At 70.8% G+C, this 23,762-nt stretch carries 18 protein-coding genes and 1 tRNA gene; 5 read left to right on the forward strand and 14 right to left on the reverse strand.

Translation table 11 applies throughout. The annotated features are described in order from the left end of the window. Nucleotides 1-62 precede the first annotated feature (62 nt). Both AB0M02_RS15925 and AB0M02_RS15930 read right to left on the reverse strand, forming a co-directional pair. Nucleotides 63-1,226: a branched-chain amino acid ABC transporter substrate-binding protein gene (locus AB0M02_RS15925; protein WP_364226975.1), complete on the reverse strand. Its 1,164-nt coding sequence runs from the start codon at nucleotides 1,224-1,226 to the stop codon at nucleotides 63-65. A 215-nt stretch (nucleotides 1,227-1,441) separates the two neighbouring features. Then, complete coding sequence (locus tag AB0M02_RS15930) at nucleotides 1,442-2,056, reverse strand: response regulator (protein ID WP_364226977.1); 615 nt, start codon at nucleotides 2,054-2,056, stop codon at nucleotides 1,442-1,444. 158 nt (nucleotides 2,057-2,214) lie between these two features. On the opposite strand from AB0M02_RS15930, the gene AB0M02_RS15935 reads away from it, so the two are divergent. Both AB0M02_RS15935 and AB0M02_RS15940 read left to right on the forward strand, forming a co-directional pair. Continuing rightward, a tRNA-Leu gene (locus AB0M02_RS15935) sits at nucleotides 2,215-2,288 on the forward strand. A gap of 287 nt (nucleotides 2,289-2,575) precedes the next feature. Continuing rightward, a complete protein-coding gene (locus AB0M02_RS15940; protein ID WP_364226980.1) occupies nucleotides 2,576-3,415 on the forward strand; it encodes a DUF308 domain-containing protein in 840 nt (279 codons plus the stop codon). Nucleotides 3,416-3,501: 86 nt separating this feature from the next. Here the strand turns inward: AB0M02_RS15940 and AB0M02_RS15945 are convergent, their stop codons facing one another. The 4 genes from AB0M02_RS15945 to gltB form a co-directional block, all read right to left on the reverse strand. Then, nucleotides 3,502-4,380, reverse strand: a complete 879-nt coding sequence (locus AB0M02_RS15945; RefSeq protein ID WP_364226983.1) for an acyl-CoA thioesterase II — start codon at nucleotides 4,378-4,380, stop codon at nucleotides 3,502-3,504. Continuing rightward, on the reverse strand, nucleotides 4,377-5,813 hold the full coding sequence (gene pyk / locus AB0M02_RS15950; protein WP_364226986.1) for a pyruvate kinase: 1,437 nt from the start codon (nucleotides 5,811-5,813) through the stop codon (nucleotides 4,377-4,379). Before pyk ends, AB0M02_RS15945 begins: the two co-directional genes overlap by 4 nt. A 248-nt stretch (nucleotides 5,814-6,061) precedes the next feature. Beyond that, on the reverse strand, nucleotides 6,062-7,534 hold the full coding sequence (locus tag AB0M02_RS15955; RefSeq protein ID WP_364226989.1) for a glutamate synthase subunit beta: 1,473 nt from the start codon (nucleotides 7,532-7,534) through the stop codon (nucleotides 6,062-6,064). Further along, nucleotides 7,527-12,098 carry a glutamate synthase large subunit gene (gene gltB, locus AB0M02_RS15960; protein ID WP_364226992.1) on the reverse strand — a complete coding sequence of 1,524 codons (4,572 nt, stop codon included), beginning with the start codon at nucleotides 12,096-12,098 and terminating at the stop codon, nucleotides 7,527-7,529. Before gltB ends, AB0M02_RS15955 begins: the two co-directional genes overlap by 8 nt. A 161-nt stretch (nucleotides 12,099-12,259) precedes the next feature. Between gltB and AB0M02_RS15965 the strand changes: the two genes are divergently transcribed. After that, complete coding sequence (locus tag AB0M02_RS15965; protein ID WP_364226995.1) at nucleotides 12,260-13,132, forward strand: GNAT family N-acetyltransferase; 873 nt, start codon at nucleotides 12,260-12,262, stop codon at nucleotides 13,130-13,132. Nucleotides 13,133-13,254: 122 nt separating this feature from the next. Here AB0M02_RS15965 and AB0M02_RS15970 read toward each other — a convergent pair whose 3' ends face one another. The 5 genes from AB0M02_RS15970 to trpC form a co-directional block, all read right to left on the reverse strand. Beyond that, on the reverse strand, nucleotides 13,255-14,445 hold the full coding sequence (locus AB0M02_RS15970; protein ID WP_364226997.1) for an NAD(P)/FAD-dependent oxidoreductase: 1,191 nt from the start codon (nucleotides 14,443-14,445) through the stop codon (nucleotides 13,255-13,257). Nucleotides 14,446-14,460: 15 nt separating this feature from the next. Then, a complete protein-coding gene (gene lgt / locus AB0M02_RS15975; protein ID WP_364227000.1) occupies nucleotides 14,461-15,564 on the reverse strand; it encodes a prolipoprotein diacylglyceryl transferase in 1,104 nt (367 codons plus the stop codon). Nucleotides 15,565-15,646: 82 nt separating this feature from the next. Continuing rightward, nucleotides 15,647-16,444 carry a tryptophan synthase subunit alpha gene (gene trpA / locus AB0M02_RS15980; RefSeq protein ID WP_364227003.1) on the reverse strand — a complete coding sequence of 266 codons (798 nt, stop codon included), beginning with the start codon at nucleotides 16,442-16,444 and terminating at the stop codon, nucleotides 15,647-15,649. Continuing rightward, nucleotides 16,441-17,682 carry a tryptophan synthase subunit beta gene (gene trpB, locus AB0M02_RS15985; RefSeq protein ID WP_364227006.1) on the reverse strand — a complete coding sequence of 414 codons (1,242 nt, stop codon included), beginning with the start codon at nucleotides 17,680-17,682 and terminating at the stop codon, nucleotides 16,441-16,443. The genes trpA and trpB overlap by 4 nt, the downstream gene beginning before the upstream one ends. Beyond that, nucleotides 17,679-18,536: an indole-3-glycerol phosphate synthase TrpC gene (gene trpC / locus AB0M02_RS15990; RefSeq protein ID WP_364227009.1), complete on the reverse strand. Its 858-nt coding sequence runs from the start codon at nucleotides 18,534-18,536 to the stop codon at nucleotides 17,679-17,681. Before trpC ends, trpB begins: the two co-directional genes overlap by 4 nt. Nucleotides 18,537-18,858: 322 nt before the next feature. Between trpC and AB0M02_RS15995 the strand changes: the two genes are divergently transcribed. Beyond that, nucleotides 18,859-19,137 carry a hypothetical protein gene (locus tag AB0M02_RS15995; protein WP_364227012.1) on the forward strand — a complete coding sequence of 93 codons (279 nt, stop codon included), beginning with the start codon at nucleotides 18,859-18,861 and terminating at the stop codon, nucleotides 19,135-19,137. A gap of 146 nt (nucleotides 19,138-19,283) precedes the next feature. Here the strand turns inward: AB0M02_RS15995 and AB0M02_RS16000 are convergent, their stop codons facing one another. The 3 genes from AB0M02_RS16000 to hisI are packed head-to-tail and all read right to left on the reverse strand — an operon-like array spanning nucleotide 19,284 to nucleotide 21,708. Then, on the reverse strand, nucleotides 19,284-19,862 hold the full coding sequence (locus AB0M02_RS16000; protein ID WP_364227015.1) for a Trp biosynthesis-associated membrane protein: 579 nt from the start codon (nucleotides 19,860-19,862) through the stop codon (nucleotides 19,284-19,286). Further along, nucleotides 19,859-21,367 carry an anthranilate synthase component I gene (locus AB0M02_RS16005; protein WP_364227017.1) on the reverse strand — a complete coding sequence of 503 codons (1,509 nt, stop codon included), beginning with the start codon at nucleotides 21,365-21,367 and terminating at the stop codon, nucleotides 19,859-19,861. Before AB0M02_RS16005 ends, AB0M02_RS16000 begins: the two co-directional genes overlap by 4 nt. Beyond that, nucleotides 21,364-21,708: a phosphoribosyl-AMP cyclohydrolase gene (gene hisI, locus AB0M02_RS16010; protein WP_364227474.1), complete on the reverse strand. Its 345-nt coding sequence runs from the start codon at nucleotides 21,706-21,708 to the stop codon at nucleotides 21,364-21,366. Before hisI ends, AB0M02_RS16005 begins: the two co-directional genes overlap by 4 nt. A gap of 182 nt (nucleotides 21,709-21,890) precedes the next feature. Between hisI and AB0M02_RS16015 the strand changes: the two genes are divergently transcribed. Next, entirely contained in the window at nucleotides 21,891-23,723 is a 1,833-nt protein-coding gene (locus tag AB0M02_RS16015) for a hypothetical protein (protein WP_364227020.1), read from the forward strand. Nucleotides 23,724-23,762: the final 39 nt, after the last annotated feature.

The following is a 23,762-nucleotide window of genomic DNA, read 5'->3' on the forward strand; positions in this document are numbered from 1 at the left end:
AGGTCGGTGTGGCCGGAGATCATCCGGCCACACCGGCCCTACCAAGAGTTACCGCCGAAAGGTCAGGAAACCTTGATCTCCTGGTCCGCCTGGTCCACACCAGCCGAGTCGAACTTGAACGCCCACACCTTGATCAGCGTCGGGTCCAGCTCACCGGTGGCGGTGAACTTGTAGGTGTTCGCAATGCCCTTGTAGTTCACGGTCGACAGGTACTCGTTGAGCTTCTGCGGCGTCGTGTTGCCCGCGTCGATGCCCTGCAGGAAGATGTTCGCCGCGTCGTACGCCACGTCGGAGTAGGTACCCGCCGGGACGCCCCACTTGGTCTTGAACGCGTTGTTGAACTCGTCGCCGGCCTCAGCGGCGGGCGAGCACGGGCAGGTCACCACGGTGCCCTCCGCAGCGGCGTTACCGGCCGCCTTGGACAGACCCGGGTCCTTCATGCCGTCGCCACCGACCAGCGTGCCCTTCCAGCCCGCGGCGGTCAGCTGCTTACGGATCAGACCGGCGTTGGTGTAGTAACCGCCGTAGAACAGGGCAGTCGCCTGGCTGGAGACGACCTTCTGCACCAGCGCCGAGAAGTCGGCCTGCTTGCCGTCACCCTCGGTCTTGTCGCTCTGCACCACCAGCGCGCCGAGCTTGGACTTGACCACATCGGCCAGACCCGCGCCGTACGCGGACTGGTCGTCGGCCACGAAGACCTTCTCGGCCTTCAGAACGTCCTTGATGTACGCCGCACCGGCCGGGCCCTGCGCGTCGTCGTTCGCGACGGCGCGGTGGAACACCTTCCAGCCCTTCGACGAGAGGGACACTCGGGTCGCCGACGGGGTGATCGTCGGGATACCGGCCTCCTCGAAGATCGGGTCAGCGGCCTCGGACTCGCCGGAGAACGGCGGGCCGACGATACCGATGATCTTCTTGTCTGCGACCAGGCTACGAGCAACACCCGGGGCGACCTCAGCTGCACCCTGCGAGTCGAATTTGGCGACCTCGATGCAGGTCGACCCCTTCTTCTCGTTGTACTGGGTGATGGCGAGCTCGAAGCCCTGCTCGATGTTGACACCCAGGTTGGCGGCCGAACCGGTGAGCGCGCCGAAGAACGCAAGCTTGTAGCCGCAGTTCGAACCCGTCGCCGTATCGCTGCTCGTATCCTTGTTACAAGCTGCCGAACCGGCGAGCAGCCCGATGATGGCCACTCCGCCGATCGCTCGCGCGAGAACCTGCCTCAAGGTTGGAACCCTCCTCCATACCGAACCCACCGGGCCACCGGTCGCCGATTGGCACTTGCGTGCCGGGTCGTGCGCCATCAGCCCGTCATGGGGCCGGACGCTATCCCAGGAGAGTCACAGCTAGGTAGCGTTCAAACGGGCTTTGACCGAACCGTTACGTGCCGTGACCGGGCGCACGAGGAGAGTGTTACGGGCAATCGTCTGTCAAGGTCAACTTAAGCCTGGGGAGAGCCGGATTCCTGACCCTCCGCGAGGATGCGATCTGCTACCTCACGCATCGTCATCCGGTGGTCCATCGCGGTCCGCTGGATCCACTTGAACGCCTGCGGCTCGGTCATCGCGTACTTCGTCATGAGCTCGCCCTTCGCCCGCTCCACCGACTTGCGGGTCTCCAGGCGGTCGGTCAGGCCGGCCACCTCGGACTCCAGCGCGGCGATCTCCGAGTAGCGCGAGAGCGCGATCTCGATGGCCGGCACCAGGTCCGACTTCTGGAACGGCTTCACCAGGTACGCCATCGCGCCGGCGGCGCGGGCCCGCTCCACGAGATCACGCTGGCTGAACGCGGTCAGGATGACGACCGGCGCGATCCGGCCGCCCGCGATGCGCTCGGCGGCGGCGAGGCCGTCCATGATCGGCATCTTGATGTCCAGGATCACCAGATCCGGCTTGAGGTCCTCGGCCAGCCGCACGGCCGTCTCGCCGTCGCCGGCCTCGCCGACGACGTCGTAGCCCTCCTCGACGAGCATCTCGGCGAGGTCCAGCCGGATCAGGGCCTCGTCCTCGGCGATGAGCACCCGCTTGCGCTCGGCACCAGCCTGCGTGTCGGCCACGGAAACCCCTACCCCCAGAACGTCGAAGTCGCGACACCCCGGATGTGGGTACCGCCGCCCTCAGCCTAGTGGGTAGGCTGTCCGGGACTCATCCTGGCGTGACCAACTCATGCCCGGTTGGATATGCCCGCGACGGGCATGCCAAGATGAGCAGGCTGGCCCCTGTATTCCAACCGGCAGAGAAGATGGTCTCAAACACCATACAGTGTGGGTTCGAATCCCACCGGGGGCACAATCAATTAACGGTTGACGTGCATCTATGCGCGCACGATCCGCACCGGGAACAATTCAGCAACAATTGCTGAAACACGCATTCACGCGCGTTTTATTTCACTGCGATGGCGGACGCGTTAAGAACGCCATGACGCCTTTATGAAGCCCGGGGCAATCTGCCCGAACCCCGGGCCGGGACCCGCACCGGATGCTGTCATGGCAGGGACAGCTTCAGCGGGAGGCCTCATGTTGTGGTCCGGTTCTTCGCCCTTGACCGTCGCGCGCGGGAGCATGTGGGGATTCCTGATGTTCGCGGGAACGGCGTGGCTGGCGATCTCCTGGGCGGTGCTGCGGCTGGAGCCCACCGACATCGCCGCGGTGGCCGGGCCGGTCATCCTGTTCGGCGCCGTGTGCGAATTGATCCGCACGCTGGCCGGCACCCGCACGTGGTGGCTGAACGCGTGCCTGACCGGGCTGTTCGCCGCGACCGCCGCGGTGATGATGACCGCACCCGACTCCACCTTCACCACGCCGGCCTCGCTGATCGGCTGGTACCTGATGGTGCGCGGCGCGGTCGACGTGGCGGTCGGGATCATGACGCGCGGCTCGGACCGGGTGTGGAGCCTGATCGTGACCGTCGGCGTGCTGGAGACGGCCCTCGGGTTCTTCTCGGCCAGCCCGTTCTCGCGTACCGCGGAGCTGGCAGTCGTCACGCTGGGCGGGCTCGGGGTGCTGCGCGCGGTCGCGGACCTGGTGACCGCGTTCAGGTTGCGGGAGGTCGCCGGCCCTCGCAAGGACGTGCTCGAGCTGCCGCCGGAACGGGCGGCGGGCGTGGCGGGCTACTCGGCGGGCCTGACCGACTTCGAGGGACGCTCGCGGGCACGTCACCGGGCCCGGACACAGACGTCGGCCTCCACGGTCACCGCGCCCGGCGAGACCGGGACCGGGGAGACCTTTCACGACCGTGTGGTGCGTACCACCGCGGAGCTGGACACGATGCTGGCGCAGGCCGGTGTCACCGGGCAGCGCAAGGCCGACACCGTGCCGAAGGACCTCCCGGCGGCGCCGGACACGCCCGAGGGCGTCGAGGGCCTGCCCGCGGTGCGGGCCAGCGGCGAGGTGGAGCGGCCGGGCGGAGGCCGATGAGGCGAAGACCTGTCCCCGCCCGCCGGAGGTGGATCCGCAAAACGGTCAGTCGCCGGACCGGGATCCACCCCGGCGGGAACTAAGCCCTAACCGCCGATGCGGCGGAGCAGGCCCTCCTGCACGGCGCTCGCGATGTGCCGGCCGTCCCGCGTGAACATCCGCCCGTTGGCCAGGCCACGGGCGCCGCTGGCGGACGGGCTGACGCTGTCGTAGAGGAACCACTCGTCGGCCCGGAACGGCCGGTGCAGCCAGAGCGCGTGGTCGAGGCTGGCACCGATCACGCCGCCCGGTCCCCACACCTCGCCGTGCGTCGACAGCACGGCGTCCAGCAGCGACAGGTCGGAGGCGTACGTCAGCGCGCACGCGTGCAGCAGCGGATCGTCCGGCAGCTTGCCGTCGAAGCGCATCCAGACGCGCTGCTGCGGCTCGATCTCGCGGTCGCCCGGCGGCACCCATCCGGGTACGCCCACGTAGCGCACGTCCACAGCCCGCGGTGCCGCCTTGAACAGCGCCATCCGGTCCGGGTACCGCTCCACCCAGTCCAGCATCGTGGGCACCTCCTCGGGCGGCGGAACACCCTCCGGCGCCGGGGTGTGGTGGTCCAGACCCTCCTCCGGCACCTGGAACGACGCCGACATGAAGAAGATGGTCTTGCCGTGCTGGGTGGCCGTCGACCGGCGCACCGAGAAGGAGCGGCCGTCGCGGATGTGCTCGACCTGGAACGTGATCGGCGTGGTCGGGTCACCCGGCCGCACGAAGTATCCGTGCAGCGAGTGGACGTGCCGGTCCGGATCGACGGTGCGGCCCGCGGCGACCAGCGCCTGCCCGGCGACCTGGCCGCCGAAGACGCGCTGGGCGCCGGTCTGCGGGCTCTCGCCCCGGAAGGTGGCCGCGTCGATCCGCTCCAGATCGAGCAGTTCCAGGAGCTGATCGACGGCGGCCTGCCCCTGCAGCGGCAAGGTCACACCGTCGCCGGGTCGACCAGTGAGCCCAGCTGGTGCACGCGCAGGGTGTTGGTGGAACCGGGCGCGTTCGGCGGGGAGCCGGCCACGACGACCACGTAGTCGCCGGGCTTGGCCAGGCCGAGGCCCAGCATCTTCGCGTCGACCTGGCGGAACATGTCGTCGGTGTGCTCGACGAAGTCGGTCAGGAACGTCTCCACGCCCCAGCTCAGGGCCAGGGTGTTGCGGACCTCGGCGACCGGGGTGAACGCGTAGAGCGGCAGGTCGCAGTGGAGCCGGGCGAGGCGGCGCACGGTGTCGCCGGTCTGCGAGAACGCGACCAGGGCCTTGGCGCCGATGTTGCGGGCGATCTGCGAGGCGGCGACGGTCAGGGCGCCACCGTGCGTACGCGGGTCGTGCTGCAGGCGCGGCACGCCCATCCCGCCGGACTCGGTGGTGCTGACGATCTTCGCCATCGTGCTGACCGTGAGCACCGGGTACTTACCGACGCTGGTCTCGCCGGAGAGCATGACCGCGTCGGTGCCGTCGAGCACCGCGTTCGCCACGTCGGAGGCCTCGGCGCGGGTCGGCCGCGAATTCTCGATCATGGAGTCGAGCATCTGGGTGGCGACGATGACCGGCTTCGCGTTCTCCCGGCACAGCTGCACGGCGCGCTTCTGCACGAGCGGGACCTGGTCCAGCGGCAGCTCGACGCCGAGGTCACCACGGGCGACCATGACACCGTCGAAGGCGAGCACGATGGCCTCGAGGTGCTCGACGGCCTCCGGCTTCTCCACCTTCGCGATGACCGGGACCCGGCGGCCCTCCTCGTCCATGATCTTGTGGACCAGGTTGATGTCCTCGGGCGCGCGGACGAACGAGAGCGCGATCAGGTCGACGCCGAGGCCCAGGGCGAAGCGCAGGTCCTCCTCGTCCTTGTCGCTCAGCGCCGGGACGCTCACCGCGACGTTCGGCAGCGAGACGCCCTTGTTGTTGCTGACCGGGCCGCCCTCGGTGACCAGGCACTGGATGTCGTTGTCCTCGACACCGGTGACCTCGACCGCGACCTTGCCGTCGTCGATCAGGAGGCGGTCACCGACCTTGACCTCCTGCGGCAGCTTCGTATAGGTGCAGGAGACCCGCTCCCTGGTGCCCAGGATGTCGTCGCTGGTGATGACGACACGGTCGCCGGTCTCCCAGCGGTGCGGGCCGTCGGCGAACTTGCCGAGCCGGATCTTCGGTCCCTGCAGGTCGGCGAGGATGGCGACCGGGCGATCGGCCTGCTCGGCGGCGGCGCGAACCAGCTCGTACATCTCCCGGTGGTTCTCGCGGGTGTCGTGGCTGAAGTTCATGCGGGCCACGTTCATCCCAGCCTCGACCAGACCGAGCATCCGCTCGGGGGATTTGGTCGCGGGGCCCATGGTGCAGACGATCTTTACGCGGCGTGTCACGGCCATCAGGCTAGTCCTTCTCCTGGGTCAGCCCGGCGGCCGACCCCCGTCTTCGGCATGAACTGCGGGTGTCGACGGCGAGGTCGTCCCGCGTCGCCACGGGGTTCGCTGCGTCGTCCGCGGGCTTCGGCGACCGCGGGTCCAGCTTATCGGTCGCCTTCCGGCGATCGTCGGCACATTCGCCGGGTACGGCGTAAGCACGCTCTGAACAGCAAAAAGGGCCCGCCGGCAGCGGGCCCTCCCAACTGTGGACGTCAGACCGACAGCGGCTGCTGGTCCGAGCGCACCGGCGCGGGCAGGTCCCCGGCGGCGCCCAGGTACCGGTGGATGGACGCCGCTGCGGCCCGGCCCTCGGCGATCGCCCACACGACCAGCGAGGCGCCCTTGTGCATGTCACCGGCGACGAACACGCCCTCGGCCCCGGTCTGCCACGTGGCGTCCGCGTCGAGCACGCCCCGGCGGTTACGGGTGATGCCGAACTGCGCGAGCAGCGGCTGGTCCTCCGTACCCTCGAATCCGATGGCGAGAAGGACCAGGTCGGCGCGCAACTCGCGCTCCGAGCCCGGCGCGACGGTGACCGTGCGCACCCCGTCGATCCGTTGCACCTGGACGTCGGCGACGCGGATCGCGGTGAGGTTGCCGTCGGCGTCGCCGACGAACTCACTGACGGCCACGCCGAAGACGCGCTCGCCGCCCTCCTCGTGCGCCGCGTAGTTGCGCAGGATCAGCGGCCAGGTGGGCCACGGGTCCTGCACACCGGCCCGGATCTCCGGCGGCAACGGGTACTGGTCGAGCTGGGTGACCGAGGCGGCGCCCTGCCGGTGCGCGACGCCGAGGCAGTCGGCGCCGGTGTCGCCACCGCCGATGATGATGACGTGCTTGCCCGCGGCGTCGATCGGCGTGGTGTCCTGCAGGCCGGCGACGATCCGGTTGGCGGGGACCAGGTGCTCCATCGCCAGGTGTACGCCGTTGAGCTCGCGGCCCGGCGTGTCAGGAGTGTCCCGGCCGGCCAGCGCGCCCGCGGCCAGGAGCACCGCGTCGTACCGTTCGCGCAGGTCGTCGGCGGTGATGTCGACGCCGACCTCGACACCGGTCTGGAACACGACACCCTCGGCCGACATCTGGGCGAGGCGGGCGTCGATCACGTCCTTCTCGATCTTGAAGTCGGGGATGCCGTACCGGAGAAGGCCTCCGATGCGGTCGTCGCGCTCGTAGACCGTGACCGCGTGCCCGGCTCGCGCCAGCTGCTGCGCGGCCGCCAGGCCCGCCGGGCCGGAACCGACCACCGCGACCGACTTGCCGGTCGCCACCGGCGCCGGCTGCGGGCTCACGAAGCCCAGGTCGAACGCGTGGTTGGCGATCTCCACCTCGACCTGCTTGATGGTCACCGGGTCGTCGCCGATGCCCAGCACGCAGGCCGCCTCGCACGGCGCCGGGCAGAGCCGCCCGGTGAACTCCGGGAAGTTGTTGGTGGCGTGCAGCGACTCGGCCGCCGCCTCCCACGCCCCGGTACGCACCAGGTCGTTCCAGTCCGGGATGCGGTTGCCCAGCGGGCAGCCGTCGTGACAGAACGGGATGCCGCAGTCCATGCAGCGGGTCGCCTGGTCCCGGATCAGCTCCTCGCCGGCCGGCGGGTAGACCTCTTTCCAGTCCAGGATGCGGACCGGCACCGGGCGGCGCTTCGGCAGCTGCCGCTCGTAACGGAGGAAACCGTTCGGATCAGGCACTGGTAACCCCCATGACCGCCTCGTCAACATTGCGACCGGCGGCTTCGGCGGTCCTGATCAGTTCCATCACGCGCTTGTAGTCGCGCGGCACCACGGCGGTGAACCGCTCCACCGCGTTGGTCCAGTCCTTGAGCAGCTTGCGGGCGACCGCCGAGTCGGTCTCGCCGTGGTGCTTCTCCACCAGCGAGCGCAGCTGGTCACGCTCCTCGTCGGTCAGCGGGGCCAGGTCGACCAGCTCCGGGTTGACCAGCGACTGGTCGAGGTCGAGCAGGAACGCCTTGCCGCCGCTCATGCCCGCCGCGAAGTTGCGCCCGGTCGGGCCGAGCACCACCACGATGCCGCCGGTCATGTACTCGCAGCCGTGGTCACCGACACCCTCGACGACCGCGGTGCCACCGGAGTTGCGCACCGCGAACCGCTCGCCGACCCGGCCGCGCAGGAACAGCTCGCCGCCGGTGGCGCCGTACAGGATGGTGTTGCCGGCGATGATGTTCTCCTCGGCGACGAACGGCGCGTCCTCGGCGGGGCGCACGATCACCCGCCCGCCGGAGAGGCCCTTCGCGACGTAGTCGTTGGTGTCGCCGATCAGCCGCAGGGTGACGCCGCGCGGCAGGAACGCGCCGAACGACTGGCCGCCGGTGCCCCGCAGGGTGAACGCGATGGTGTCGTCGGGCAGGCCGTTGCCGCCGTAGCGACGGCTGACCTCGCCGCCCAGCATCGCGCCGACGCTGCGCTGGTTGTTGCGGGTGGGCAGCTCGGCCCGGACCGGGGTGCCCTCGGCCAGGGCCGGCTGGGCCAGCGCGATCAGCTCGTTGTCCAGGGCCAGGTCGAGACCGTGGTCCTGGGCGACGACGCCGCGGCGGGCCGCGCCCTCGGGCAGCTCCGGCACGTAGAGCACCGGCGCCAGGTCGAGGCCCTTCGCCTTCCAGTGGTCGACCGCCGCGGTCACGTTGAGCACGTCGGCCTGGCCGATCGCCTCGTCGATGCTGCGGAAGCCGAGCTCGGCGAGGATCTCGCGGACCTCCTCGGCCAGGAACAGGAAGAAGTTCTCCACGAACTCCGGCTTGCCGGTGAAGCGCTCGCGCAGCACCGGGTTCTGCGTGGCGATGCCGACCGGGCAGGTGTCCAGGTGGCAGACCCGCATCATGATGCAGCCGGAGACGATCAGCGGCGCGGTCGCGAAGCCGAACTCCTCGGCGCCGAGCAGGGCCGCGATCACCACGTCCCGGCCGGTCTTGAGCTGGCCGTCGACCTGCACGGTGACCCGGTCCCGCAGCTTGTTGAGCAGCAGCGTCTGCTGCGCCTCGGCCAGGCCCAGCTCCCACGGGGTGCCGGCGTGCTTGAGCGAGTTCAGCGGGGACGCGCCGGTGCCGCCGTCGTGGCCGGAGATCAGGATGACGTCGGCCTTCAGCTTGGCCACACCGGCCGCCACCGTGCCGACGCCGATCTCGGAGACCAGCTTGACGTGCACCCGCGACGCCGGGTTCACCATCTTGAGGTCGTGCACGAGCTGCGCGAGGTCCTCGATGGAGTAGATGTCGTGGTGCGGCGGCGGCGAGATGAGCCCGACGCCCGGAGTGGCGTGCCGGGTCTTGGCGATCCACGGCCACACCTTGTTGCCGGGCAGCTGGCCACCCTCGCCGGGCTTCGCGCCCTGCGCCATCTTGATCTGCAGGTCGTCCGCGTTCACCAGGTATTCACTGGTCACGCCGAAGCGGCCGGACGCGATCTGCTTGATAGCGGAACGGCGCTGCGGGTCGTAGAGGCGCTCGACGTCCTCGCCGCCCTCACCGGTGTTGGACTTGGCGCCCAGCCGGTTCATCGCGATGGCGAGGGTCTCGTGCGACTCGGCGGAGATCGAGCCGTAGCTCATCGCGCCGGTGGAGAACCGCTTGACGATCGCTTCCGCCGGCTCGACGTCCTCGATCGGAATCGGCGTCCGGTTCGCCGCGAACCTGAAGAGGCCCCGCAGATGCCCGGCCTCCGCCGCCAGCGCGTTCACTTTTTCCGTGTATTTGCGGAAAACGTCGTACTGCTTGGACCGCGTCGCGTGCTGCAGCAGGAACACGGTCTCCGGGTTGAAGAGGTGCACCTCGCCCTCACGGCGCCACTGGTACTCCCCGCCGACCTCGAGCCGCCGGTGCGCCCGCTCGGCCCGGTTCGCCGGGTACGCCTTCTCGTGCCGCGCCTTGACCTCGGCGTGGATGCCGTCGAGGCCGATGCCGCCGATCCGGCCGGAGGTACCCGCGAAGTACCGCTGGAGCAGCTTGTTCTCCAGGCCGACGGCCTCGAACACCTGCGCGCCGCAGTACGACGAGACCGTCGAGATGCCCATCTTGGACATGATCTTCAGAACGCCCTTGCCGAGCGCCTTCACGTAGTTGCGCACCGCCTTGCGCGGGTCGATGCCGCTCAGCGCGCCCGTGGCGATCAGGTCGTCGACGCTCTCGAAAGCCAGGTACGGGTTGACCGCGGCCGCACCGAACCCGATCAGCGTGGCCGCGTGGTGCACCTCGCGGCAGTCACCGGACTCGACGACGAGGGCCACCTGAGTACGCGTCTGCTCGCGCACCAGGTGCTGGTGCACGGCCGCGGTGAGCAGCAGCGACGGGATCGGCCCGAGGTCCGCGTTGGAGTCGCGGTCGGAGAGCACCAGGATCCGGACGCCGTCCTCGATCGCCTCGGAGACGTGCCGGCAGATCTGGGTGAGCCGGGCCTTGATGCCGGCCGCGCCGTCCCGCAGCGGGTAGAGGCCGGAGACCCGGACCGCCTTGAACCCGGGCAGGTCGCCGTCCTCGTCGATCGAGAGGATCTTGGCCAGCTCGTCGTTGTCGATGATCGGGTACGGCATGGCGATCTGCCGGCAGCTCGCCGGACCCGGCTTCAGGAGGTTGCCCTCCGGCCCGATGGTCGCCGCCAGGCTGGTGACCAGCTCCTCGCGGATCGCGTCCAGCGGCGGGTTGGTCACCTGCGCGAACAGCTGGTGGAAGTAGTCGAACAGCAGCCGCGGACGGGTGGAGAGCGGCGAGATCGGGGTGTCGGTGCCCATCGAGCCGAGCGGCTCGGCGCCGGTGCGCGCCATCGGCGCCACCAGGATCTTCAGCTCCTCCTCGGTGTAGCCGAAGACCTGCTGGCGGCGGGTCACCGAGTCGTGGGTGTAGATGACGTGCTCACGCGGCGGCAGATCGGCCAGCTCGATGATCCCGGCGTGCAGCCAGTCCGCGTACGGCTCGGCGTCGGCGAGCTGAGCCTTGATCTCGTCGTCGTGCACGATGCGGCCGGCGGCCGTGTCGACCAGGAACATCTTGCCCGGCTGCAGACGGCCCTTGGCCACCACGTCCGCCGGCTCGACGTCGATGACGCCGGCCTCGGAGCCGAGCACCACGAGGCCGTCGGCGGTGTGCCACCAGCGGCCGGGGCGCAGGCCGTTGCGGTCCAGCACCGCGCCGATGACCGTGCCGTCGGTGAACGCCACGGCGGCCGGGCCGTCCCACGGTTCCATCAGGCTCGCGTGGAACCGGTAGAAGGCGCGCCGCTTGGGCTCCATCCCCGGGTCGTTCTCCCAAGCCTCCGGGATCATCATGAGCACCGCGTGCGGCAGGCTGCGCCCGGCCAGGTGCAGCAGCTCGAGGACCTCGTCGAAGCTGGCCGAGTCGGACGCCTCCGGCGAGTTGATCGGGAAGAGCCGCTTGATGTTGCCGGGCAGGCTCGGGGAGGCCAGCAGCGCCTCGCGCGCGGCCATCCAGTTCTTGTTGCCGCGGATCGTGTTGATCTCACCGTTGTGCGCGATCAACCGGTACGGGTGCGCGAGCGGCCACGACGGGAACGTGTTCGTCGAGAACCGGGAGTGCACCAGGGCGATCGCGCTCTCGACCCGTTCGTCGGTCAGGTCCGGGAAGAACGCCGGCAGCTGCTCCGGGGTGAGCATCCCCTTGTACGTGATCGTGCGCGCGGACAGCGACGGGAAGTAGGCGGCGACACCACGCTGCGAGGTCTCCCGCTCGGCCTGCTTGCGGATGCAGAACGCCACCCGGTCCAGCTCGATGCCGGACAGCCGCTGACCGGCCGGGCCGGCGGGCGAGTCGACGAGCCGGTGCGCGGCCAGGAAGACCTGCCGGATGGCGGGCCGGGCGTCCTCGGCGGTGGCGCCCAGGTCGTCCGGGTCCACCGGGACGTCGCGCCAGCCCAGCACCTCGCCGCCCTCGACGAGCACGTACTTCTCGAAGACCTTGATCGCCCGGGCCGCGTCGTCGGGGTCCGTGGGCAGGAAGACCAGACCGGCGGCGTAGCTCCCGGCGGCCGGCAGCGGGAAGCCCGCCACCGCGCGGTAGAACTCGTCCGGAATCTGAATCATGATCCCGGCACCGTCACCGGTGTTCTGCTCGGCGCCGCGGGCGCCGCGGTGGTCCAGGCGAATCAGCGCCGACAGGCCCTTGGCGACCACGTCATGAGAACGACGGCCGTGAATGTCGGCTACGAAGGCCACACCGCAGGCATCGCGTTCTTGTGCCGGGTCGTAAAGCCCCTGGGGGTGCGGATATGCCACCGGGCCTCCTGTCGTCACTGGTGTTTCGTTTCGAGGTCGGGACGACGTCGGCCCTGCAAAGTCTCTTGAGTCTACGTTAAGAGGCGCTGATCTCCGCCAGATGCGGATTGGTCACACCTCGCACGCACTGCGGACGAACTGAATAGCACAGCCGGTGCGTGGACCGGTAGTCTCGCGCGATGGCGCCAGTGGATTCCGGCCTCTTCGACCGACTCGAACGGTTCTACGACGCTTTGCCTCGCCCGTGGTCGCGGATAGAGGAGATCGGCTCGCTGACGCTCTTCATCCGCGACGGGGAGGGCTGGCCCTACTATGCCCGCCCGCGGCGAGGTTCGCACACCCCTTCCGCGGCGGACATCACCGCGGCCCGTCAGCGCCAGGTCGAGCTCGGCGTCCCGGAGACGTTCGAGTGGGTGCACGAGACGACTCCGGACATGCTCGCCGTCGCGCGTTCGGCCGGGCTGGACGCGCTCCTCGCTCCCCTGCTGACCCTGGATCCCGCGGCTCTCGTACCCGATCTTCCGGTCCGTGACGCCTCCATCCGCTACGTGGATCCCGCGTCACCCTCCTTCGCCGAGGAGCTGCGCGCGTCCCGGGCCGTGGCCCGCCTCGGCTTCGGCGCCCCGGCCTACCGCTCGGCGCTCGAGACGGCCGAGAAAACCCTGGTCATCGACGGCGCCGGGCCGGCCGAGCGGGACGCCGCGGCGCCGCTGAGCGACGAGGCCGTGCGGCAGGCCGGCGCCATGTTCGACAGCGGTGACTACCTGACCGCGGTGGTCGAGTCGAACGAGGACGGCATCCTGGCCACCGCGACCAGCCAGCGTGTTGACGACGTCGCCGAGGTGGTGGGTGTCGCCACGCTGCCGTCGGCGCGCGGCCGCGGTTACGCCTCCCAGCTCACCGCGACGCTGGCCGGCCGCCTGCTCAACAGCGGGGTGAACCTGGTGTTCCTCTCCGCCGGCGACGACGACGTGGCGCGGCTCTACACCAAGATCGGCTTCCGCCGGGTCGGCACCGCGTGCATCGGCGAACCCGCCGCGGTCCCCCTCTGAAAACCATGCCTCTGCCGCGGCCTGAGCGATTCGCTCACAGTTCCCAAGATTTGGTACGCGGTAAGCGCCGATAATCCTCTAGGCCCTTACCAATGAGGTGCCGTTCGGGTGAAATCCCGCTTTCAGTCCGGCGGCGTCCAGTCGGCGACCGGATCGAGGGTGCGGCCCAGCAGACGCGGGCGCATGTGGTTGAGGGCGGCGTCGCGGGCGCGCAGCGCGAGGCGGCCGCGAGCCTGGACCACCGCGGACATCCGCCGGTTCTGCCGGACGACGGTGGTGGTGCGCGGGCGGCGCAGCCTGCTGTACGCCTCGACCGCGGCACACAGGTCCTGGCCGGGCTTCGCGTCGGCCATCAGCGAGCGCAGCGTGGCCGCGTCCTCGAACGCCAGGCACGCGCCCTGGCCGAGGTGGTGCGGCATCGCGTGGGCGGCGTCGCCGAGCAGGACCACACCTCCCGGGCCCGAACCGAAGCCGTACGCGCGCGGAAGCGGCCGCAACTCACGCACGCCCTGCGGGACCAGCTCCTCCGGGCGGGTGGCGGCGAGCAGCTCGCCGACCGGCGCCGGCCACCCGGCGAACCAGCGGCGCAGCAGGGCCAGCTGGGTGGCGGGCGGCTCGGGGCGGGTGGCACCGGCCGCGGTGGCCACCCAGTAGACGCCACCCTTGCCCGCGGCGCGCTCGCCGAGCGGGATGGCGACGAACCGGTACCCCGCGCCGAGGATCTCGCCGCCCGCGCAGTGGTCGTCGTCGAGCCGCGGCACCCGGAAGCCGGGGATCACAGCCTGCCAGGCCGCGAACCCGGAGCCGAGCGCGACCGACTCGGGCGCCAGCGCGGCGCGGACCCGGCTGTCGATGCCGTCCGCGCCGACCAGCAGGTCCGCCTCGATCGTGGTCCGCCCGTCGGTGACCGCCGGGCGCAGCCGGCGGCTGACGCGCACGGTGGTGGCCTCGAAGCCGGTGCGGATCTCCACCTGGTCGCCCAGCCCGGCGACCAGCGCGTCGTAGATGTCCTCCAGGTGCGCGGCGGCCGGCGCCGGGCCGGCCCCGGTCCGGGACCGCGGCGTGACCAGCCACTGGCCGTCGGGACGGCGGACGCCGCCGTCAGGCAGCGGCGACGCGATCGCTGACCAGCCGCCGTCCGGGTCGAGCGCGGCGAGGGCGCGCAGGCCGTTGGGCCAGAGCACCACCGCGGTGGGCGGCGCGGCGATCCGCTCGCCGCGTTCCAGCAGGGTGACGCGCCATCCGGTCCGCGACAGGGCGCCCGCGGCGGCCAGCCCGGCCATTCCCGCGCCCACCACCACCGCCGTACGCATGCCGGCGCCCGCGAATCAGTTGTCGTCCGCGGGCCGGGTCGTCCCGGCCTCGTCGCTGTCCTCGGAGCCGCCCACCGAAGCCGGTACCGCGTCCGCGTCCGCCTCCGGCTCGGCGTCGGCGGGTGGCAGCACGCCGGTCTTCTGGTACTCCCGGAACCGTTCGAGGCTGACCACCTGGTACGCCACCGGAGGCTTGCGGGCGGTGTCCTCGTCGGCGGCGACGTCGACCGAGGAGATGTCGCTCTCGGCGGCCGGCTCCGGCGCGGTGGTGGGCGCGTCGATCGGGACCACGTACTCCCGGGGGCCGCGCTTGACCACGAAGTAGACGGTGGCGGCGGCGAAGATGACGAACGAGACGAAGACGTTGACACGTACGCCGAAGAAGGTGTTCGCCTCGTCGACGCGGAGCATCTCGATCCAGGCGCGACCCGCCGTGTACGCCATCACGTAGAGCGCGAAGGCCCGGCCCTTGCCGAACTTGAACTTGCGGTCCAGCAGCCAGACCAGCCCGGCGACGCCGAGGTTCCAGATCGCCTCGTACGCGAAAGTGGGGTGGTAGAGCTCGGGCTTGGTCACCGGCTCGCCGTCGATCACCGTGGCGTGCCCGGGGTTCGCCGAGTCCATCTCGTGCACCTCGAGACCCCACGGCAGCGTGGTGACCTTGCCGTACAGCTCGTTGTTGAACCAGTTGCCGAACCGGCCGATGGCCTGCGCGACCGGCAGACCGGGCGCGAGCGCGTCGGCGATCACGGTCAGCGGCAGGCCGATCTGCCGAGCGGCGATCCAGGCGCCGACCGCGCCACCGCCCACCGCGCCCCAGATGCCGAGGCCGCCCTCCCAGATGTAGAAGGCACGGATCGGGTCACCGTCGGCGCCGAAGTAGTCCTGCGGCGAGGTGATCAGGTGGTAGATCCGCGCGCCGATGATGCCGAACGGCACCGCCCACACCACGATGTCCAGCGAGGTCCACGGCGCCACACCGCGGCGGCGCAGCCGGTGCTCCATGATGAGCGTGGCGGCGACCATGCCGAGGATGATGCAGAGCGCGTACGCGCGGATCGGCAGCGGTCCGAGGTGCCACACCGACGTGGTGGGACTGGGGATGGCGGCGATGTTCACGGGTGCACACGCTACCGCCGCGAGCCCTCCCTGTGATGGCCGGGCGGGTCTCAATTTCGCCGCCCGGGCCACCTTCTTTTCGTTATCTTGTCCGGACTCCGTCGGCCAGCTCGGCGCTCAGCGCGCGCAGGCGGTCCAGGCCGGTCGCCCGGTCCGGGGCGTCCAGGACGCAGCGGATCAGCGCGCTGCCGACGATGACGCCGTCGGCGAACGCGCCCACCTCGGCGGCCTGCTTGCCGTTGCCGACCCCCAGGCCGACACCGACCGGCATCTCCGGGTCGATCGCCCGGATCCGGGACACCAGCTCGGGGGCCTGCGAGGAGACCGAGGTACGGGCGCCGGTGACGCCCATCAGCGCGGTCGCGTAGACGAAGCCGCGGCAGTTGGCCAGGGTCATCGCGATCCGCTCGTCGGTCGACGACGGCGCGACCAGGAACGTACGGTCGATCTTGTGATTGTCGGAGGCGGCGATCCACTCGGCCGCCTCGTCCGGGATCAGGTCCGGCGTGATAAGACCCGTGGCGCCGGCCGCGGCGAGATCACGGGCGAACGCGTCGACACCGTACTTCTCGATCGGGTTCCAGTAGGTCATCAGCACGACCGTGGCGCCCGCCGACGAGACCGCGTCGATGATCTTCAGGGTGTCGCGGGTGCGCACCCCGTTGGCCAGCGCGATGTCGCTCGCCTTCTGGATCACCGGGCCGTCCATGACCGGGTCCGAGTACGGCAGCTCGACCTCGATCACATCGCAGCCGGACCGGTGCATCGCGATCATCTGCTCGATGCTGTCGTCCACCGTCGGGAACCCGGCCGGCATGCAGCCCACCAGCACCGACCGGTTCTCGGACCTCGCCTTGGCGAACGTCGCCGCGATGCTCACGTGTTCTCCCCGGGTACGACCTTCTCGACCTGGTCGAGGATGCCGAAGTACGCGCCGGCCGTGTGCACGTCCTTGTCACCGCGCCCGGACAGGTTCACCACGATCGTCGGCGTACGCCCGAGCTCGGCGCGCAGGCGCGGAGCGATCTTGGCGACGCCCGCGAGCGCGTGCGAGCTCTCGATCGCCGGGATGATCCCCTCGGTACGGCACAGCAGCTGGAACGCCGCCATCGCCTCCGCGTCGGTCACCGGCTCGTAGCTGGCCCGCCCGGTGTCGTTGAGCCACGCGTGCTCCGGACCGACACCCGGGTAGTCCAGCCCCGCCGAGATCGAGTGCGACTCGATGGTCTGCCCGTCCTCGTCCTGCAGCAGATAGGTGCGGTTGCCGTGCAGCACACCCACCGAACCGCCGGTGATCGACGCCGCGTGCCGCCCGGTCTCCACCCCGTCACCGCCGGCCTCGAAGCCGTAGAGACGGACACCCTCGTCCGGCACGAACGCGTGGAAGATGCCGATCGCGTTCGACCCGCCACCGACGCACGCGGCGACCGCGTCCGGCAGGCGGCCGATCATCTCCAGGCACTGTGCCCGCGCCTCGACACCGATACCGCCGACGAAGTCACGGACCAGCTCCGGGAACGGGTGCGGCCCGGCCGCCGTACCGAGCAGGTAGTGGGTGGTCTCGACCGTGGTCACCCAGTCGCGCAGCGCCTCGTTCAGCGCGTCCTTCAGCGTCCGCGAACCGTTGGTCACCGGGACCACGGTGGCGCCGAGCATCCGCATCCGGGCCACGTTCAGCGCCTGCCGCTCGGTGTCCATCTCGCCCATGTAGACGGTGCACTCGAGGTCGAGCAGGGCCGCCGCCGTGGCGCTGGCGACACCGTGCTGTCCCGCCCCGGTCTCGGCGATCACCCGCGGCTTGCCCATCCGCTTGGCGAGCAGCGCCTGACCCAGCACGTTGCGCACCTTGTGCGCACCCGTGTGGTTCAGGTCCTCCCGCTTGAGCAGGATCTCCGCGCCGAGCGCCTCGGAGAGCCGGGTCGCCCGGTACAGCAGCGAGGGCACACCCGCGTAGTTCAGCAGCAGATCCTGGAACCGCGCCTGGAACTCCGGATCCCGCTTCGCCGACCGGTACGCCGCCTCCAGTTCGTCCAGCGCCTTGATGAGGGCCTCCGGGACGAACCGCCCGCCGTACCGGCCGAAGTGACCGGCGAGGTCGGGCAGCGCCGGAGCGGTCATCGGACCGGCCTCGGCGTCGCCGGGTGGTTACCGGCGTTGACCAGCTCGGCCACCGCGTCACGCGGCGACTTCTGCGTCACCAGGCCCTCGCCGACCAGCACGGCGTCGGCGCCGGCCGACGCGTACCGGATCAGGTCGTGCGGGCCACGCACGCCCGACTCCGCGATCTTCACGACGTTGTTCGGCAGGCCCGGCGCGATGCGCTCGAAGACCGACCGGTCCACCTGGAGCGTACGCAGGTCCCGGGCGTTGACCCCGATCACCTTCGCGTTGGCCTCCAGTGCCCGGTCCGCCTCCTCCTCGTTGTGCACTTCGACGAGGGCGGTCATGCCCAGCGACTCGATCCGCTCCAGGAGGCCGACAAGCGCGTTCTGCTCCAGCGCCGCGACGATCAGCAGCACCAGGTCGGCACCGTGCGCGCGGGCCTCGTGCACCTGATAGCTGGAGACCACGAAGTCCTTGCGCAGCACCGGGATCTTCACGGCGTTGCGAACCGCGGTCAGATCCTCCAGCGAGCCGCCGAACCAGCGTCCCTCGGTGAGCACACTGATGCACCGGGCGCCGCCCGCCGCATACTCACCCGCCAGCTCCGCCGGGTCCGGAATGTCGGCGAGCGCGCCCTTCGACGGCGATGCCCGCTTCACCTCGGCGATCACCGCGACACCGGGCTTGCGCAACGCCGCGTACGCGTCGATCGCGGGCGGGGCCGCCGCCGCGAGCTCACGCACCTTTTCCAGCGGCGTACGCGCCTGACGTGCCGCTACGTCCTCACGCACCCCGGCGAGGATCTCTTCGAGAACGTTCTGCGGAGCCGCGGGTCCGCCACTGCCCACTTCCGCCTGATCGGATGTCACGTAATGACTCCCCTCTCCGGGTGTCTCCGGCCCGATGCTAGGAGGTCACGGCGGGTGACGGCCTCCCGGGGGTATGGCGCGCCTCACGGAATGGGCTGGGGCATAATGCCAGGCTGCCCGTTGCGGCTGTTCGTTCGCTCACACGTCTGGATCTCCCGCACCGGCTCTACGCTGCGGCACTTCGCCCGTTCGGCCGATACCACTTCAGTTTGACGTGCATGTCACCGTGCGGAAATAGGACTCCACCACCATGTGACTCGGGCAGACTTGTCCCGGCGCCCCGAAACGCCGCCAGCCGGACGATTGATTGCGGAGTCGAACGATGGCCACTGCCACTGATACCCAGCCGATGGGGTTCGCCACCCTCTCGCGGACTCTCGTCTCCCTCGCCGCCGACGTCGCCACCGGAGTACAGCGGGCGGTGGTGGGCGAGGACAACGTTCGTACTGCCCGGGACAACGCCTGGGATGCGATCCTGGCGGACCGGGCTCGGGCACAGGCGCGGCTGGACACGAGCCGGGCGGTGGCCGCTCTGGCCGCGACACACCCCGAAGGTCGCCGGGCGAACCGTGGGCGGTCGCTGGCCGCGCTGCCCCGCTGACCGCCGCCTCTTTCACAGTCAAGCGCCACCGAACGGCCCGGAACTAACGACAAAGGCGCTCAAGAAGGCGACCCCACCAACACGGACAAATGCCGAAATCCCTAACGGATATCCATTTCGGCTACCCCGCACGGGTGACGAGGCGTTCAGCGAGCAGTCGGATCCTCACCACGATCCAGAGCCTCCCAGAACGCCCGCGAGTCGACACCGGGCTCACGACCACCACTCGCCGCACCCCGCCCCGGCGCAGGCGAAGGCGGCGCACCGGACGCGGAGGAATCGACACTCCGCTCATACCGCGACGACATAGCCGCCCACAAATGCCCATACCGCGCGGCAAGCACCCCACCCACCACAACCCCCGCGCCACCCAGCACAACAACAATCGGCCAAACCGACCCACCAACCCCCGCATCCCCCACGTCCAACCCCACCCGCGCCACCACCGCGCCCACCACAACCCCGACCCCCGCCACCACCAGCACCACACCCAGCCCCCGCCGAACCACACCCCGGGTAGCCAGCAGCGCCCCCGTCCCCGCCAACGCCACCACCGCCACCCCGATCAACCAGGGCTGAACATCGGCGCCCGTCTGCGAAGTACGCAAATCAGGCAGGCCGGGCCGCTCCTCCACCCGCACCGACCAGACCCGGAAAAGCGCGAACAGGGTGATTCCGGCGCCGAAAAGGCAGGCGAGGACCGCGGACAGTTGCGAGCGCCTCATCGGGCCGCGCGCAGCGTCTCGGCCGAGGCGATCGCGGCCAGGACGGCGGCGGCCTTGTTACGGGTCTCCTGTTCCTCGGCCGCCGGGTCGGAATCCGCCACAATGCCCGCGCCGGCGCCCACGTAGGCCACCCCGTCCTTGATCAGCGCCGTACGGATGGCGATCGCCATGTCCATGTCGCCGGTGAAGCCGAAGTAGCCGACCGTGCCGCCGTAGAGGCCGCGCCGCGTCGGTTCCAGTTCCTCGATGATCTCCATGGCCCGGACCTTGGGGGCTCCGGAGAGGGTGCCGGCCGGGAAGGTCGCGGCGAGCGCGTCGAACGCCGAGCGGTCCTCGCGCAGGCGCCCGACCACCGTCGACACGATGTGCATGACGTGGCTGTACCGCTCGATCCTGGCGAATTCCGGCACCTCGACCGTGCCCGGCTCGCAGACCCGGCCGAGGTCGTTGCGGCCCAGGTCGACCAGCATGACGTGCTCGGAGCGCTCCTTCGGGTCGGCGAGCAGTTCGGCGGCGAGCGCGGCGTCCTGCTCGGGTGTGGCGCCCCGCCAGCGCGTGCCGGCGATCGGGTGCAGCAGCGCGGTCCGGTTGTTGCTGACCTTCAGGTGTGCCTCGGGCGAGGAGCCGACGATGTCGAAGTCGTCGAAACGCAGCAGGTACATGTACGGCGACGGGTTCGTGGCCCGCAGCACCCGGTACACATCGAGCGCGTTGGCATCGGTGGGCCGCTCGAAGCGCTGCGCCACGACGATCTGGAAGCACTCGCCGGCCCGGATCGCCTCCTTGGCCGACTCGACAGCCTTCTGATATTCGCCCGGCGCGGTGCGGCTGACCGGCTCGCCTGCCGGGCGGCGGTCCACCGTGGAGACCATTGGCGGGGTGGGCCGGGACAGGGCGGTGGTCATCGCGTCGAGGCGGCCAACCGCTTGATGGTACGCAGCGCGCCGCGCAGCGTCGTCGGCGTCCTCGCCGAGCACCGCGTTGGCCACCAGCAGCGCCGAGCCCTCGTGATGGTCGAGCACCACGAGGTCGGTCGCGAGCATCATGCCCAGTTCGGGCAGCGGCACGTCGTCGACCGCCGTGGCGGGCAGCCGCTCGAAACGGCGCACCAGGTCGTACCCGAGATAGCCGACCATGCCGCCGGTGAGCGGGGGCAGCCCGTCCTCGGGCTCGACCCCGCCGGTCAGCGCGGCCACCGTCTCGCGCAGTGCGACCACCGGGTCGCCACCGGTCGGCACCCCGTCCGGCGGCGTGCCCAGCCAGGTGGCCTCGCCGTCGCGCTCGACCAGTGTGGCGACGCTGCGCACCCCGATGAACGAGTAGCGCGACCAGGCCAGGCCCTGCTCGGCGGACTCCAGCAGGAAGGTGCCCGGGCCGCCGGCCAGCTTCGTGTAGACGCCGACCGGCGTCTCACCGTCCGCCAGGAGCTTGCGCGTCACGGGGATCACGCGCCGTTTGACTCCGACGAACTCCGCCTCGTCCGGGAATGTCGCGCCGCTGGTCATCGCACCTCCAACGAGTCGGTGAAACAGGTGTGCGTACCGGTGTGGCAGGCCGCGCCCACCTGCTCGACGGTGACCAGCAGGGCGTCGCCGTCGCAGTCCAGCGAGACGCTCTTGACATGCTGGACGTGGCCCGAGGTCGCGCCCTTGACCCAGTACTCCGAACGGCTGCGGGACCAGTAGGTGGCCCGGCCGGTGGTGAGCGTGCGGTACAGCGCCTCGTCGTCCATCCAGGCCAGCATCAGGACGTCGCCGGTGCCGTGCTCCTGCACGATCGCCGCCACGAGGCCGTCGGAGGTGCGCTTGAGCCGCTGGGCGACCGCGGGGTCGAGGGAGGTCTTCATTTCAGGCACGAACAGGATTCTCCCCGCAAGCCCCACGATCCGGTAACCGGGGATGTGCCGGGCACTGGAGGAGCGGTACGGTCGCCGGAGCGCGTTCGTGGCTGACTGCCTCAGCGCCCGCCGCTCGGTGCGTCTGCGCTGGTACCGGCAAGCCCCGGCGGGCGCGACTCGCGACGGGAGTGGTGAAAACCGAGATGGAGCCGACGTCCAGCCCCGACAACACCCGGCCCTCGCCCGGCCTCGCCCGGTTCTGGCAGGTGCGCCCGGAGACGGAGGCGGCGGCCGGCGAGCCCGAGATCATCGCCCTGGGCAGCCCGTCCGACCTGCTGACCGGGGCGTACGGGGTGCGGCCCGCTGTGCCGATCCCACCCGACAAGCCCGCGGCTGATCCGTTCGGCCTGAACCGGGCGGCCGGGCGGGCAACCCCGGGACCCCCACGAGGCCCGGCCGGAGGCCGTCCGTCCTCCGGCCCCCCGGCCCGATCACGGCACGGCGATACTGATCACTCAGTCCCTCCGGACGAGGAGGCAGGTCCCGCTCAGGACGTAAAGTCCCTGGAGCCGGAGAACCGTGACGGGTCCTTCGGTGGCTTCGGCCTCGGTGGGCGGCTGAGCGGAACCGGGCGGTTCCTGTTCGGCGGCCGTAACGGCACCGAGTCCGAGGACAGTGGGCGCTCCGGCGACGAGGAGACTCCGGGTCAACCGGATTCCCCGGCGGCGGAGACCGAGACCGAGGCGGCGAAAGCCGAGGTGGCCGAGGCTGCCGAACAAGGCGACTCCCCGGTCGCCGACCACCCGGCCGACGAGCAGTCGGCCGGTGCGACACCGGCGGAGGATCCTGCGGAGGAGACTCCGCCGGAGGCCGACGACCAGGACGCCGCCGCGACGGCGGGCCCTAGCGACGAGAACGGACGTGAGGACATGAACGGACGGGCAGGGGCGCCCGGCTACACACCGAACGGCGAGGCGCCGGGCGTGGACGGCAAGCCTGTCCCGCCCCCGCCCGGCCTGCACGGCGACGCGGGCGAGGAGTCGCCGGCCGGTTCGCCGGCGGACATCCCTCGCCCGGCCGCCGGCTGGGCTCAGGTGCCCACCAGCATGGTTCCGACGACACCGGAGGGCCCGGTCTCCGGCGTCCCGGTGTCGCCGGGCTACGCGCCGGGTTCGTACGGGGTACCGGACTTCACCCCGGACCACGCGGCGGGCACGCTCACGCCGGTCTCCGGCCAGCCGGCGCAGGCCGCGGCACCGGTCGACCCGGCCGCGAACACTCCGGTCTCGCCGGCGCAGCTGCCGTCGGTGCAGATCCCGGCCACGCGGACACCGCCGGACTCGGCTGTGCGGGCCCCCGAGACGCAGCAGGCCGCCGAGACGCCGGACAACGGCGGATACGCGGGCCTGCCGCAGTCCGCGGACGGCGGGTTCGGGTTCAGCCCGACCGGCTACAGCCTGGGCCGCTCCGGTGAGGCGCTCGGCGTCGCCTCGGTGACGCCGGTGTCGCCGCATCCCGGTCTGGTGACCCCGCCGCCGCCCGAGTTCCAGGCGTACCCGGCCACCATCGAGGCCGGTGTCACCGGTCTCGCGGTCGGCGGTGCCGGTCGCCGCGCGCACCAGGAGCCGGAGGCCAAGCCGGCGCCGCGCCGCTCGGCCAGCCTGGAGGACCTCGAGCCGGTGCGCCGCGGCGGCCGCCGCGCGTCCCGCGAGGAGGACGAGCCGGTCGCCGATCTGGGCACCGGCGAGCCGCAGATCACCCGCACGATCTGGGACGAGGACGCGGCCCGGCACTTCCGGGCGGCGTGGCACGAGGTGAAGGCGGAGTTCGTCGACGACCCGGTGACCGCCCTGACCCGGGCGCACGACCTGCTCACCGACGCGGTGAACGAGCTGACCGAGGTGCTGCTGGCGGAGCGGGACGAGCTGGACCCGCTGCGGGGCACGGACACCCCGGACACCGAGAGCATGCGGATGGCGATGCGCGGCTACCGCGAGTACCTGGACCGGATTCTGTCTCTCTGACAAAAGGTGCGGCCACGCACCAGGTGTGGTGTGGTTGTG

This window comes from Actinoplanes sp. NPDC051861, from assembly GCF_040681145.1.
In the GTDB taxonomy this organism is placed as follows: Bacteria; Actinomycetota; Actinomycetes; order Mycobacteriales; family Micromonosporaceae; genus Actinoplanes.

What these genes read in the sequence shown, in the direction of transcription:
- AB0M02_RS15970 (WP_364226997.1), bottom strand. Translation starts at nt 14,445, where the DNA reads ATGCGTACGGCGGTGGTGGTGGGCGCGGGAATGGCCGGGCTGGCCGCC.
- AB0M02_RS16000 (WP_364227015.1), bottom strand. Translation starts at nt 19,862, where the DNA reads ATGAGGCGCTCGCAACTGTCCGCGGTCCTCGCCTGCCTTTTCGGCGCC.
- pyk (WP_364226986.1), bottom strand. Translation starts at nt 5,813, where the DNA reads ATGGCCGTGACACGCCGCGTAAAGATCGTCTGCACCATGGGCCCCGCG.
- AB0M02_RS16005 (WP_364227017.1), bottom strand. Translation starts at nt 21,367, where the DNA reads ATGACCAGCGGCGCGACATTCCCGGACGAGGCGGAGTTCGTCGGAGTC.
- trpB (WP_364227006.1), bottom strand. Translation starts at nt 17,682, where the DNA reads ATGACCGCTCCGGCGCTGCCCGACCTCGCCGGTCACTTCGGCCGGTAC.
- AB0M02_RS15965 (WP_364226995.1), top strand. Translation starts at nt 12,260, where the DNA reads ATGGCGCCAGTGGATTCCGGCCTCTTCGACCGACTCGAACGGTTCTAC.
- AB0M02_RS15940 (WP_364226980.1), top strand. Translation starts at nt 2,576, where the DNA reads ATGTTCGCGGGAACGGCGTGGCTGGCGATCTCCTGGGCGGTGCTGCGG.
- AB0M02_RS15995 (WP_364227012.1), top strand. Translation starts at nt 18,859, where the DNA reads ATGGCCACTGCCACTGATACCCAGCCGATGGGGTTCGCCACCCTCTCG.
- hisI (WP_364227474.1), bottom strand. Translation starts at nt 21,708, where the DNA reads ATGAAGACCTCCCTCGACCCCGCGGTCGCCCAGCGGCTCAAGCGCACC.